The sequence below is a fragment of the Actinophytocola oryzae genome (genome assembly GCF_004364325.1).
Lineage (GTDB): Bacteria > Actinomycetota > Actinomycetes > Mycobacteriales > Pseudonocardiaceae > Actinophytocola > Actinophytocola oryzae.
This window is the reverse complement of the sequence record NZ_SOCP01000001.1, coordinates 654646-667483: the sequence shown is the minus strand read 5'-3', so window position 1 is coordinate 667483 and position 12838 is coordinate 654646. Positions and strand designations below refer to the sequence as shown.

At 70.6% G+C, this 12838-nt stretch carries 15 protein-coding genes; 1 reads left to right on the top strand and 14 read right to left on the bottom strand.

All coding sequences use genetic code 11. From position 1 onward, the window contains the following. Positions 1-57: 57 nt before the first annotated feature. The 10 genes from CLV71_RS47435 to CLV71_RS02760 form a co-directional block, all read right to left on the bottom strand. On the bottom strand, positions 58-591 hold the full coding sequence (locus CLV71_RS47435) for a GNAT family N-acetyltransferase (RefSeq protein WP_166663892.1): 534 nt from the start codon (positions 589-591) through the stop codon (positions 58-60). After that, the gene (locus CLV71_RS02800) at positions 588-1820 is read right to left on the bottom strand and encodes an MFS transporter (RefSeq protein WP_133900934.1); all 1233 of its coding nucleotides are present in this window, start codon (positions 1818-1820) and stop codon (positions 588-590) included. The genes CLV71_RS47435 and CLV71_RS02800 overlap by 4 nt, the downstream gene beginning before the upstream one ends. 1 nt (position 1821) lies before the next feature. Then, a complete protein-coding gene (locus CLV71_RS02795; RefSeq protein ID WP_133900933.1) occupies positions 1822-3708 on the bottom strand; it encodes a carbamoyltransferase C-terminal domain-containing protein in 1887 nt (628 codons plus the stop codon). Beyond that, entirely contained in the window at positions 3705-4430 is a 726-nt protein-coding gene (locus CLV71_RS02790) for a hypothetical protein (RefSeq protein ID WP_133900932.1), read from the bottom strand. Before CLV71_RS02790 ends, CLV71_RS02795 begins: the two co-directional genes overlap by 4 nt. A 9-nt stretch (positions 4431-4439) precedes the next feature. Further along, positions 4440-5153 (bottom strand): hypothetical protein, encoded by a 714-nt coding sequence (locus CLV71_RS02785; RefSeq protein ID WP_133900931.1) that lies wholly within the window; start codon positions 5151-5153, stop codon positions 4440-4442. Further along, on the bottom strand, positions 5150-5476 hold the full coding sequence (locus CLV71_RS02780; RefSeq protein WP_133900930.1) for a hypothetical protein: 327 nt from the start codon (positions 5474-5476) through the stop codon (positions 5150-5152). Before CLV71_RS02780 ends, CLV71_RS02785 begins: the two co-directional genes overlap by 4 nt. A 103-nt stretch (positions 5477-5579) precedes the next feature. Continuing rightward, on the bottom strand, positions 5580-5882 hold the full coding sequence (locus CLV71_RS02775; RefSeq protein ID WP_133900929.1) for a DUF6235 family protein: 303 nt from the start codon (positions 5880-5882) through the stop codon (positions 5580-5582). Positions 5883-6065: 183 nt separating this feature from the next. Further along, positions 6066-6521 carry a peptidase inhibitor family I36 protein gene (locus CLV71_RS02770; protein WP_133900928.1) on the bottom strand — a complete coding sequence of 152 codons (456 nt, stop codon included), beginning with the start codon at positions 6519-6521 and terminating at the stop codon, positions 6066-6068. After that, the gene (locus CLV71_RS02765; RefSeq protein ID WP_133900927.1) at positions 6521-6874 is read right to left on the bottom strand and encodes a hypothetical protein; all 354 of its coding nucleotides are present in this window, start codon (positions 6872-6874) and stop codon (positions 6521-6523) included. The genes CLV71_RS02770 and CLV71_RS02765 overlap by 1 nt, the downstream gene beginning before the upstream one ends. Before the next feature lie 189 nt (positions 6875-7063). Beyond that, positions 7064-7954: a phosphotransferase family protein gene (locus CLV71_RS02760; protein WP_166663891.1), complete on the bottom strand. Its 891-nt coding sequence runs from the start codon at positions 7952-7954 to the stop codon at positions 7064-7066. 131 nt (positions 7955-8085) lie between these two features. Between CLV71_RS02760 and CLV71_RS02755 the strand changes: the two genes are divergently transcribed. Then, positions 8086-9267, top strand: coding sequence for a serine hydrolase domain-containing protein (locus CLV71_RS02755; RefSeq protein WP_133900925.1), 1182 nt, complete (start codon positions 8086-8088; stop codon positions 9265-9267). A gap of 108 nt (positions 9268-9375) precedes the next feature. On the opposite strand, the gene CLV71_RS47430 is transcribed toward CLV71_RS02755, so the two are convergent. From CLV71_RS47430 to CLV71_RS02735, 4 genes are all read right to left on the bottom strand, one after another. Further along, a complete protein-coding gene (locus CLV71_RS47430; protein WP_166663890.1) occupies positions 9376-9840 on the bottom strand; it encodes a hypothetical protein in 465 nt (154 codons plus the stop codon). A 123-nt stretch (positions 9841-9963) separates the two neighbouring features. Further along, positions 9964-10623, bottom strand: coding sequence for a response regulator transcription factor (locus tag CLV71_RS02745; RefSeq protein WP_133900924.1), 660 nt, complete (start codon positions 10621-10623; stop codon positions 9964-9966). Beyond that, positions 10614-12311 carry a sensor histidine kinase gene (locus CLV71_RS02740; protein ID WP_133900923.1) on the bottom strand — a complete coding sequence of 566 codons (1698 nt, stop codon included), beginning with the start codon at positions 12309-12311 and terminating at the stop codon, positions 10614-10616. Before CLV71_RS02740 ends, CLV71_RS02745 begins: the two co-directional genes overlap by 10 nt. Next, positions 12305-12670 carry a response regulator gene (locus CLV71_RS02735; RefSeq protein ID WP_133900922.1) on the bottom strand — a complete coding sequence of 122 codons (366 nt, stop codon included), beginning with the start codon at positions 12668-12670 and terminating at the stop codon, positions 12305-12307. Before CLV71_RS02735 ends, CLV71_RS02740 begins: the two co-directional genes overlap by 7 nt. Positions 12671-12838: the final 168 nt, after the last annotated feature.

Below are 12838 nucleotides of genomic sequence, written 5' to 3'. Positions count from 1 at the left end.
ACCTCCCGAAGTATTTGCACTCCGAGTGCAGATACTAGCCAGGGGTTGCGCCCCGGTCTAGCCCATCCGGGACGCTGTCGCCCGCCAGACCCGCTCACCGTCGACATAGTCCTCGGTCGGGGACAGACCGACGGCCTTCGCGACGCCTTCCGACGCCGTGTGCCCAGGAAAGATGTGCGCGGTGAACTCCTCGGGCGCCAGCGTCCCGTTCAGCTCCACGCAGAAGCCGACCATCATCTCGGCGCCGTACCCGTGCCGCTGCGCGGGCGGGTCGACGAGGTAGGCGATCTCGCACTGGCCGAAGACCGTCTCGCTGGCACGCAGCACGGTCGCCTGCGCGAGGCCGACGAGCATGCCGTCCTCACGCGTGCGGGCCACGTAGTTGATCCACAACACGGTCGGGTCGGGCGAGCCGGCGAGCCAGCGCTCGGCGCGGGCCCTCGCGTCGGCCTCGGACGCCGGCGCGTCGCCGATGAAGCCGTACAGCCCGGGGTTGCGCAGCATCGCGACGAGGTCGTCGACGTCGGCACGGGCGATCCGGGACAACACCAGCCGCTTCGTGAGGATCGACGGGTCGGGCGCACCCTTCACGTGGTCGCTGCGGAACGCACTTGTGGTGTCCAGATCACAAGCCCGAACCCTAGCATCGCGACACCGACCACCAGGATCGTCAGCGACGGCGACAGGACCAGCCCCAGCGTGCCGCCGAGCAGGAACCCGACCGGCACCGCGGTGAGGTTCGCGGCCCGGTAGCCCGCCGTCGCCGCGGCCCGGTCCTGGTTCGAGATCGCACGGGCGCGGAACGTCTGGATCAGCACGAGGACGACACCGGAACACAGCTCGTCCAGCGCGAAACCGGCCACGATGAACCCGACACCCAGCGCACCCGGCGCGTAGAGGCCGATACCGAGCAACACGTACGAGCCGATCGCGCCGAACCCGAACAGCGAGATCCCCCACCCGCCCGCGAGCGCCATCGGCAGCCTGGTCGCGAGGTAGGCGCCGAGCGCGGCACACAGCACCGCACCCGTCTTGATCAGGCCGTACCCGGCCGCCCCGATGCTCGTCCGCTCCAGGATCGCGATGAGCAGCATCGCCTCGATCGTGCACTGGCCCAGGTTGTAGGCCAGCGCCCAGCCGGTCAGCACCCGCAGCGGCCTGGTCGCGAAGTTGACCCGCAGGCCGTGCCGCAGCGACGAGCGGTCCCGGACCGGACCGGCCTCGACCGGCTCGGTGACGTGTGTCCTCGGCATCGTGCGCAGCAGCAGGCACGCACCCGCGGCCAGGACCGCGGCGACGACGAACGTGCCGGAGACGTCGAACGCGGCCAGCGCCAGCCCGGCGAAGAACGGGCCACCCCCGTCCGCGAGCGACTCCGCCATGCCGAGCCGCGAGTAGACCCGGGGCAGTTCCTCGTCGTCGAACGCGAGCGGCACGAGCACGGCCACGGCCACCCCGGTCAGGACCGAGCCGAACCCGAGCGAGATGTTGGCCAGCGCGAACACGGCGAACCCGACGACCGGCGAGGCCAGCAGCGCGACGGCGGACAGCACGAACGCGAGCACGCGCAGGACTTCCGACGCGAGCATGACCGTGCGCTGGTCGTAGCGGTTGACCGCGGCCGTCGCGGCACGGGCGAACACCACCTGCGGCGCGAACCGGCAGACGCCGAGCACGGCGACGACCATGGCGTTCGCCCCGAGGGTGGCGACCGCGACGAACGGCACCGCGAACTCGATGACCGCGATGGCGAAGAAGGACACGAACGTCGCCGTGGACAGCCTGCGGGTCAGCGCCGGGTGCCAGGTCGGCGCGTGCATGTCAGTGCTCAACGAGCAGGCCCGTCTCGATCAGCTTCGCGACGTGGTGCTCGTGCCGGTCGACCGTGACGGCCTGCTCGCCGCACAGCGCCAGGAAGAGGTCGCGGTCGATGGACTCGGCCGTGTCGACGTCGCTGAGCAGGTACTTCCGGTCCCGGCCGCTGCCGAAGGCGGCGAGCGCCGCCCCCGGCCTGGGCCGGACCTCGACCAGGTCGGGGACGTCGGGCGGCACGAACAGGCGCGCGTCGGTCAGCAGGTGGTCGACGGCCGTGCGCCGCACGAACCGCAGCACCTCGTCGGCGGACTCGAGAATCGGCTCGCCCGGCCCGTTCAGCGACGTGTTGATCAGCACCGGCAGGGCGCCGAGGTCGGCCACCCGGCCCAGCAGGCGGTGGATGACCGGGTTGTCGGCGGCCGTCACCGTCTGGACCCGCGCGGTGCCGTCCAGGTGCAGTGCCTCGGCGAGCGGATCCCGGTACTCCTCGCGGACGGTGAAGTTGAAGTTCATGAACGGCGACTCGGCGGGCCCGGTGAAGTAGGTGTCCACGTCCTCGACCCGCACGATCGGCGCGACCGGCCGCCACCACTGGCGGCCCTTGACGGTGTTGAGCCGCGACCTGGCGTCCCGGCAGCCGACCGGGTGGCACAGGATCGAGCGGTTGCCGAGCGCACGCGGCCCGAACTCGGCCCGGCCCGCGTAACGGGCGATGATCGCGCCGCCGACCAGCGTCTGCGCGGCCTCGTGCAGCAGCTTCTCGGTGGACACGGCCTCCGCGAAGCCGTACCGCGCGGCGAGTTCGACGTCGATCTCGTCGGCGTGCCTGCCGAGGAAGTCGGACCTGACCCGGCCACGCACGGCCGGTTCCGAGACGTGGCGGTAGTACCCGAGGAACGCGGCGCCGATCGAGATGCCCGCGTCGTGCGGACACGACGGCACGTACACGTCGTCGACGCCGTCGAGCCCGGCGATCGCGGTGTTGCCGGTCAGGTTGAGGAAAACCCCGCCCGCGCAGCAGATCCGGCGCTCCCCCGCCAGTCCGACGGCCCGTTCCGCCTGGTGGACGACCAACTCGGTGAACGCGTCCTGCACGACCGAAGCGATGTCCGCGTCGGCCACGGGGTCGGCGTGCGCACGCAGCCGCTGCCAGCCGTTGCGCACCCTCGGCGGCGTCCCGGACTCGACGATGTCCGCTGTGGACAGTCGCGGCGGGCCGGTGAACGGGATCCCGCCGAGCGCCATGAGCTGACCGTGTGCGTGCTCCTTGCGGAACAGGAACCGCGCGACGTTGTCGTAGAGGCTGGCCTCGCCCTGCACGTGGACGTCGGGCTGGTTGTGCGGCGCGGCGAAGTCCCGTGCCAGCAGCTCGAACCGGCCCGAGGTGAACCGGTAGACCGAACGCATCTCGGTGAACAACGCGGTGTCGGTGTCGTCGGCGGTGTAGCGCGCGAAGAAGTCGCCGAACGGCTCGTGGAAGTCCCTGCCGTCCCGCGACGAGGTGCCCGCGCTGTCGGACACGAGCACGGCGGCGGAGGCGAACCCCGAGAGCCCGGCGGTGCACGCCGCGTGCGCGACGTGGTGGGACACCGCGAAGTGCCGCTCGTCGAACGGGTCGAACCGGTCGAAGTCCGAGGTGAACAGTGGTCGTTGCAGGCCGACGGCGGACGGCCCGGCCGCCTGGAACGACGACACGATGACGTCGACGTCCGCGAGCGAGGTGCCCGCCGCCGCCAGCACCTCGAGCACGGGCAGACGGTTGGACAGGCACTCCTGGCCGTCGTACTTCGTCCTGGTCACCCGTTCCTGCTGGATGGCCGCGACGACGACACCGTCACGTACGACGGCACAGGAGGCCTCGTGTCCACAGTGGATGCCGAGGACGGTGGTCATCGACGGTAGTTCCCGATCGGCGCACCCTGCGGCATGAACCCGAACGTCAGGATCGTGACGCGCTCCCCGAAGACGATCGGGGTGCGGCTGTGCGCCTGCGTCCCGGCGAGGAAGATCACGACCTCGCCCGGCGTGAGCTGGAAACGCTCGTCGGAGCCGTCCGGGTAGTGCATGTACAGCGCGGAGGACGTGGTCGGGTCGCCCGGGATCTCGTGTGCCAGCATCATGAGCACGTTCAGCGAGAAGATGTCCGTGTCGATGTGCGGGATGATCCCCTGGCCCGCGTCCCGGTAGAACAGGTAGCTCGCGATGCCGGTCGGCTCGGCACCAGGCACGACCGACCGGACGAGCGAGGTGAGTTCGCGACTGGTCGCCACCCGGTCGGCGACCGGGCCGCCGCAGCCGAGGTAGTGCTCGTCGAACGGCACCGCGGTCTCGCCGACCTCCTCGGCCTCCGCGATCAGCGTGGCCAGCAGTTCGTCGGTCAGCAGTTCCGGCCGTCCACGGTACTGCGCACCACGGGGGTCCGCGACGTCGTAGGGGCACAACAGTTCCAGTGCCTCGGACACGGCCACCCGGCCACGCGCGGAGCCTGGGCCCTGTTCCGGCACGAGATGCCCGGCGGAGAGACCGAGAATGAGCTTGAGGTTCGCCTGCTCTGCCGGGCTGAGACTGCCGTGCAGGTCGGCCAGCCGCTGACCGACGGACGCTGTAGCACTCATCGGGATTCCTTAGATGGGATGGTATCCGAACGACACGAGCCGAACGGACTCACCGGCGACGGTTCTCGTGCGCTGGTGGGTCACGCTGTCGGCGAAGAAGACCAGCGTCTCGCCGTGGGCCAGCTGGACGTGCACCGGCTCCTGGTCGGGCGGATACAGGATCAGCTCGGAGTTCCGGTTCTCCGGAAGGTGTTCCAACATCGTCAGCACGTTCAGCGCGAACTCGTCCTTGTCGACGTGCGGGTCGATACCGAGCCCCGGCGCGTCGTAGTAGAGGTAGTTCGCCTTGTAGGTGGGGAGAACGGGCCCGACCCGGTCGCTGAGGAAGTCGTTGATGTCCGACGACAGAGCCATCTCCCGCGCGAGCGGCGCACCCGAGGAGACGTAGTGGTCGTGGAACCGCGCCGCCCGGTACCGGTTGGCCCGCGACTCCTCGTCCATGGCCGCGATGTCCGCGTCGGAGAAGAACGGCGCCCTGCCACGGAAGACGATGCCGGTGGTGAACGCGGGCCGCTTGCCGTCGTGCAACTTGGGCAGCGACCGCTGGGCGGTCTCCAGTGCCTCGCGGCGCAGGTCCTCGGAGAGGTGGCGAGCATGGCCGACGAGCAGTCCGCCTGCGGCCATGCTCAGCAGCAGCTTGAGGTTCTCGCGCTCGGCCGCCGTCAGCTCGGCCGACAGCCGGCCGAACCGCTCCACCAGGGGCAGCGAGCCAGCGCGGGTCACTGCTGCTCCGAGAACCCCAGCGTCTCGGGCAGCGCGAGCAGGTGGCTGCGCACCTCGGGCGTCGCGGCGGCCGAGATCGGCTTGGAGTAGATGTACTCGGCCTCGACGTTGATGTCCTGCAGCTTCTCCAGGTGCAGGGCGGAGGAGGTGACGATGCTGCTGAGCACCTCGCGCTCGCTATCGGTGAGTTCCCCGGCGAGCGCGGCGAGCTTTTCGGTCAACGTGGGAAGGGCGGCCTCCAGGGCGGCCGAGTCCAGCTCCCCGGACGGGGTGGTCTCCTGCGCCTGTCCCGCTTCCGACCGCATCTCCGGCGACGAGCTCATGACGGTTCCTCCTAGCTCGGAAACTTTCTGGCAGTCCCCAAGCTAGAGCAGCGAAGAGCCGTCCCGAACGAGCGAAACTGGACCGGGAGTAGAGCGGATTTCCCTAGCTGGCGCCCGCGGCCTGCCCCCGGTGCAGCTCGAGCGCGTCGGCAGGCGAACCGATGAAGACGATGGAGAACTTCTCGACGTCGTCGAGCCGCAACCGGAGGGCGAGATCGTCGCGCACCACGACAACCAGCTCCCGCGCGACCGTCGAGTCGTCGATGACGGGGTAGGCGCGGTAGACGCTCCGCTCGACGACCGCGAACAACGCGTCGGCGACGGCCTTGGTGTCGACGTCACTGGCGGCGTCGGTCCAGGCGTTCAGAACGTCGAACCCAGCTCCGAGGCGAAGTCGGCGTGCCATGTCGTCCTCCAGATGTTTCATATCGGCGTTATGGATTAAGCATAACGTCGATACATAACACCGCAAGGCATCCGGGAGGGTGGCGCAACCTGGAAGAAGGTGGATGCCGTGCCGGCGGACAGGTGCTGCTGCCCCCAGGAGAAACGTGGTGGTCCGCCGGTCCGCGAACCACCACGTCGACGGTCAGCAGTCGCTGGAGGTCCACCGGTGTGACCGCATCTTCACCCCTGTGCCGTTCGCCTCCCACTGTGTGCCCTGCCAGGCGCACAACACCCGGCTGGACGACGCGTAGTTCGCCGCGGAGTAGAGGTTCACGCCCAGGTAGTTCGTGCTCTGGCCGCGGTTGTAGATCGACTTCACGGGACGGTCGTCCGCCCACGAGCAGACCGTCGGCGTGCTCCACCAGTCGTTGTCGGCGTTGGTCCAGCTGCACCGGTTGCCGGTGCCGCCCGCCCCGTCCCACACGCACAGGTCGCCCGCCGCACACTCCCACGCCAGCACGGTCAGCTCACCCGTTGGCGCGACGTGGTAGTCGGCCGTCCCGGGCTCTGCCGCACTCGCCGTCCCGGCGACCGCGAACAGCGCCGCCAGGACGGAAACCAGCACGCACAACGTCTTCCGCATCGTCGTCCCCCTCATCACTGCACCGTGACTTCCGGGCCGCAGTACTTGGTGGTCAGGTTGCACAGGTGGAAGTGCCGGAACGTGCCCTGCGGCGGGTAGAACGAGCCGGTACAGCCGCCGGCCGGCGTGTCCTTGCTGCCGCCCATCTCCTGGCCGGTGACGACCGCGTACGCGTAGTGGACGCGGATCGTCGACCCCGAGCCCGCACACGCCACGCCGACGGTCGGGTGGATGGAGGCGTTGCCGCCGGGAATGGTGCTGTTGGCCGCGGACGCCGTGCCGGTCATCAGCACCGGCAGGACGACGGCCGCCGAGAGGCCGAGTGCCGCTCTGGTGAACCACCGTCTGCCCGTGTGTCGATGTCTCATGATCACCCCAGTTGTCCTCGGATCGAGCCTGCGTCGCGGACTCTGCCAGCACACGGGCACGCGTGACGGGCGTTTAGACCACGGTCGAAGGTGTCGGTGGGCGTGGCCCGCCGACAGGATGTCCAGCGTGGTGATCGCGCGGGCAGCCGACGCGGCGCCCGAGCCGTGCTCCTCGGAGTGGGGAGGTGGTCAGGTCAGGAAGGCTTTCCACTCGCGGTGTTTCCGGCGGGCGTAGGTGATGTCGTCGTCGATCTCGGCCAGCCGGCCTTCGCGCCGGAGACCGACGAACGCCGGGTCGCCTTCCTCCGCCCAGGTCTGGATGGTGTCCCTGATGACCTGTTGCCTGCGGTGCAGCACGGCCAGGATGTCGGCACGGTCGTCGAGGCCGTAGGCGTCGAGAAACCGGGCGATGCGTGGTCCGCGTGGGGCGGTCGGCCAGCCGAGCCGGGCGGCGGTGACGTCGTCGTAGAGCGGCACGAAACGCCACAGGGCGTAGGCGACGTCCCACTCCCGCGGTGCCGGCGCGGCGAAGTCCCAGTCGATGAACGCCGCCGGTCGACCCGACCGGTACACCGTGTTGTACGGACCGAGGTCGTTGTGGCAGATGACGGGTCCGGTGGTCGGCGCCCCGACCTGGAACCGCCACCCGAGGGGATGAGCCGCGGCGAACTCGGTCGTCGCGTCGTGCAACCCGCGCAACAGCCGGGCGGCCGCGGTCAGCGCGGCGTCGGTGTACACGCCGCGGGGCGGCCCGTCGACGGTGACCTCACCCTCGACGAAACCCAGCATCTCCCGACCGTGTTCGTCGACGCCCAGAAACCGTGGCGCGCCGTCGAATCCCACGTGAGCCAGATGCGTCAGCAGCTCGTGCACCCGGGGACTCCAGTGCCCTGTCGTCCGCCGCACGGTCCCACCGACACGAACGACCGGCGTCACCGTCCCGCCCGCCAGCCGCTGCTCATCGCCGAGGAGATGATCGCCGTCAACCTCCTCGCTCCGATCGATCCAGGCGGCGACCTCGCCGACTCGCGACGGGGGAAGCTGGGGGCCGATGCCGACGCCGTTCCTGGGACTGGCCACCTGCTCGATCCAACCACCACGAGTGGGGTTGGCCCTACCTCGGATCCTGGTGTGCGCACCCGTGTCCGGTCGCCTTCGGACTGCCATCGTGGGGCCGGTACGCAAGTGGAGTACTGGTTGGGGGTCACACAATGAAGTCGAGATCAGGCCGACTGGTCGGGCTGACCGCGATGCTGGCCGTCGCAGTGGGCGTGTCGGTGCCCGCGCAGGTGAACGCGGCGACGGGTTCCGCGCTGCGGGACACAGTGGACGGACTCACCCGTGACGGCGGTTTTCCCGGCGCGATCGTCACCGTGAGCGACCCGTCCTGGCCGGGTGCCGGCTATCGGACCCTGCGCAGCGGCGTGGGTGACGTCGGCACGGGGCGGCCCGTGCCGTATGACAGCCGGGTCAGGATGGGCAGCAACACCAAGACCGCCGTGGCGACGGTGGTGCTGCAGCTCGTCGACCGCGGTCGGATCGAGCTGGACGCGCCGGTCGAGCGTTACCTTCCCGGGCTGGTTCGGGGCAACGGCAACGACGGGCGTCGGATACGCATCCGCAACCTGCTCCAGCACACCAGCGGGTTGCCGGACTTCACCGGCGACCTGCCGTTCGCACCGGACAACCTGGACGCGCGGTTCCGGCCGTTCACCGGCAGGCAGCTGCTCGACCTGGCACTGAGGCACCCGGCGACGTTCCAGCCGGGGGAGGCCGGGCGTTGGGAGTACACCAACACCGGCTACGAGGTGCTCGGCATGGTGATCGAGAAGGTCACCGGGCACAGCTGGCAGCACGAGGTGACCGAACGCGTCATCCGGCCGCTGGGCCTGGACACCATGTACCTGCCCCGGACCAGGGAGTACGACCTGCGGGGGCCGCACCCCCACGGCTACGTCACGGTGCCCGACCCCGCCGGACCCCGGCCGGCGGACGTCACCGAGTTCGAGCCGTCCGTCTTCGGCGCGTCCGGCATGCTGGTGTCCACCCCACGCGACTACGACCGGTTCCTGACCGCGCTGCTCGACGGCAGGCTGCTGTCGCAGGCCATGCTGGCGGAGATGAAGCGGCCGGACCCGGCGACGCAGCTGTGGCCTGGCGCGGAGTACGGACTCGGCCTGATCCGCACACCACTGTCGTGCGGCGGGTACTTCTACGGCCACAGTGGTGACGTCCCGGGCTACTCGACCATGAGCGGCGTCGCCGTCGACGCGGCCGGGCACGCGGGCCGCAGCGCCACCGTGGCCGTGACCCGTGTGCCCGAGAGCATGGAAGAGGGGCTGAGTCTACTCAGGACGGTCGACACCGCCCTGTGCGACCACTCCGCGTCATGAGCACGTCGGCCCGGCATCGGTGACGGCCGGCCGGGACCGAGCCCGCCGCTCAGTCCCGGTGGGACCGGCTCTCAGCTTCCTGTCAGCCGTGGCCCTGTTCACTCATGATCAAGGCCACGGTGCACCGCGACCGGGGAGCCGCGTCCCGGGGGAAGGGAGACCACAGGTGACGGTCGATGTCGGCGTCCGTGTGCGGGCCGTTCCCCGTTGGGCCGAGGTGCTCGCGCACGTCATCCCCCTGCTGGTGCTGCCCTCCGGGCTGTGGCGCCTCGCGGTCGCGTTCGTGTTCTCCATGGGCATGCTCGACGACGCCGGGCACGTCGAGCCGGTGCGGGGCTGGGCCGCGGTGTACATCGCGGCGATCTCGTTGCTCACCGAGGCGCTCGCCTTGACCGGCTTCGGGCTTGTCCGTCCCTGGGGCGAGGTGGCGCCCGCCTGGCTGCCACTGGTCGGCGGTCGCCGCGTGCGGCCGCTCGCCGCGATCATCCCGGCCGCCGTCGGGTCGATCGGACTGGTTCTCGTGTGGACACTCGGCTTCTGGGACGTGTGGACCGGGCACGGCACCGACCGCATGGCAGGCACGATCTGGGCGGTGATCTTCGTGGCCTGCTACGCACCCCTCAACCTCTGGGGACCCGCGCTGCTCGCCTCACTGGGCCTACCGACGCCGACGCCTGGACTCCGACGTGGACACGGTCAGCCGCTGATCCTGTTGCGGCTCGCCAGGTACGTGAGCACCGCACTGACCCTGCGGTTGTTCGACGCCTTCTCGACGATGCCCAGTTTGCGGAAGACGTTGCCCGTGTGCGTGCCGACCGTGGTCAGGGCGACCTGGAGCCGGTCGGCGATGCCCTGGTCGGACAGCCCCTCCGCCATCAGCGTGAGCACGTCGCGCTCCCGCTGCGTCAGGTGCGCCAGTGGTTCGTCCGCGCTCGCGGGCAGCAGCGCCGACACCACGTCCCTGTCCACCGCCGTCCCGCCTGCCGCTATGCGGTGGAGCACGTCGTCCAGCATCCGGTCGTCGGCCAGGTTGTCCTTCAGCAGATAGCCCACGCCCACCTCGCTCGTGTCAAGCAGCGCGGTGGCGTAGGTGTGGTCGATGTAGTGCGACAGCACGAGCACCGCCACCCGTGGGTGGCGCGCACGGATGGCGGCACCGAGGCGGAGGCCCTCGTCGTTGAACGTCGGTGGCAGCCTGATGTCCAGTACGGCCACGTCGGGCCGGTGCCGTGCGACGAGTGCCAGCACCTGCTCGGCCCGCACGGCCACCGCGGGCACCTCGTGGCCCAGCCTGGTCAGCACCCTGATCAGGCCTTCCCTTGCCAGCAGCGAGTCCTCGGCGATGATCAGTCGCATGGCAGCTCCGCGGTGAGTGTCGTGCCCGCGCCCTCGGGGCTGTCCATGGTCAGTTTGCCGCCGACGGCCGCGACGCGGTCGACCAGGCCCGAGATACCGGAACCCGGTGCGGCACCGCCGGTTCCGTCGTCGGCGACCCGCACGAGCAGCTGCCCGCACGACACGTCGAGGTCCACCCGGATCTCCGTCGCCTCGGCGTGGCGCATCGTGTTGGTGACGGCCTCGCTCACCACGAAGTAGACGGTGGCCTCGACGGCCTGCGGAAGCCTCGGCAGCTCGCCGATGTTGGCGTGCACACGCAGCGGGACCCGGACCAGCACCTGCTCCACCGCGGCACGCAGTCCCTGCATCGTCAGCACGGCCGGGTGGATGCCCCGGGCCAGCTCACGCAGCTCGCTGGTCGCCGCCCGCAGCTCCGTCTCCATCTCGTCGAGCAGCTCGACCGCCTCCTCGCCCGCGTCGGGCAGCGACCGGCGCAGCATGGTCAGGATCAGGCCGACCGACAGGAGCCGCTGCTGGGCACCGTCGTGCAGGTCGCGCTCCAGCCTGCGCCGCGCGTCGTCCCCCGCCGTGACCAACCGCGCCCGGGACGCACGCACCTGCTCCAGCTGTGCCCGCAACGCCTCCTGCAGCCTGGCGTTCTCCAGCGCGAGCCCGACCGCCGCGCTCACCGCGGCCATCAGCGCCGGCTCGTTGGACAGCGCGGGGTCGTGCACGATCACCGCGAGCGGCTCGTCGGGGTCGCCGACCACGGTGCGGGAGGCGGGATCACCGGGGAGCATGCCGTCCGAGGGCAGCAGGACGAGCCGCATCCCCGGGTCGTCCAATGCGGTGGCGACCGCGTCCCGCAGGCCGCTCGCCGGGGCGTACTGGATCTGCCGGACCAGGTCGGACACGCGTGCCTCGTCGAGGCGCGCACGCACGAGCCCCCAGAAGAACGCCGTCGGAACCGCGACCAGCGCGGCGAACTGCGCCAGCGTGAGCGTCCGGTTGACCTCGTCCGGCAGGACGACCGACAGCAGGCCGACCGCGGCGAACAGCCCAGCCGTCGCCACCATGGCCACCGCGGGGAACGCGAGCACCCGCCGCTGTCGCCTGGTCGAGGTCGCCATCCTGCGTGCGATCACGACGACGCCGACGAACGCCAGCACGACCGACCCGAACCCGGACAGCCGCGTGGTCGCCGTGGCGAGGTCCTGGGCGTCGACCAGCGGCAGCGGCTCGCACACGTCACGGCACCGCCCGGCATGCCGCTGCGGCCCGAAGACCACCTGGAGGGTGAACGTCACCGCCCCGAACACGTAGCCGCCCACCATCAGCGCGCGGCCCGGCCGGTCGCGCACGGCACCCGACGGGTACGCCAGGAACACGTGCGCACCAAGGGGGAGCTGGAACGCGGTCAGCGCGAAAGCGGCGGCGACCACCACCCGCAGCGGGTAGGAGTCGGTGTCGAGGGCGAACGCGGCGGGCGCGGTGCAGGCCAGCAGCAGGCCGAGCGCCATCATCAGCACGCCCATCGGCGCACCGAGCCGCGCCGCGAGGAGACCGGCGACCAGCCACGCGAGGATCTGGCTGATCTCCTTGAGGTCGAAGAGGAAGCCGTACGTGCCGTAGTGGGTCGCGAGCCAGGCGTCCAGTGCGGCCAGTGCCACCCCGATCACCGGGATCGCCCTGGCCGGGCTCAGCACGGTGTCAGTCCGGCCAGCTCGGCGAGGCGTCGGCCGTCGAGCTCCTCCTTGGCGAGGAAACCCGCGACCGGGGCCGCGTCGAGCCGGGCGCCGAGCTCGGTGCGGGTACGGCTGGAGATCAGCACGACCGTCGGCGGGGCGGGCAGCGCGGCGAGTTGGGTGGCGACCACGAACCCATCCATATCAGGCAGCAGTATGTCGAGCACCACCACCTCCGGTCGCAGCGTCGCGACCAGGGCAAGCGCTTCCCGACCGGTCGCGGCCTCACCGACGACGCGGAGGCCCCCCGCCTCCAGCAGCCTGCGCGCCACGCTCCGGAACCCGGCGTGGTCGTCGACGAGGAGGATGCCCGCATGCACCGCGCCATCGTGCGGCCCGACCGGGCCAGATGGACACCCTCGGGCGAAATCTCGTGGTTTCCCAGGAGGCGCGCGAACCCCGTGTACGGCCACTGTTGACGCACCGTGTCTGGAGGTTGTCTGTTGACCACTGTCGAGCCGATCACCGACGGCCCGTCGGACCTCGCC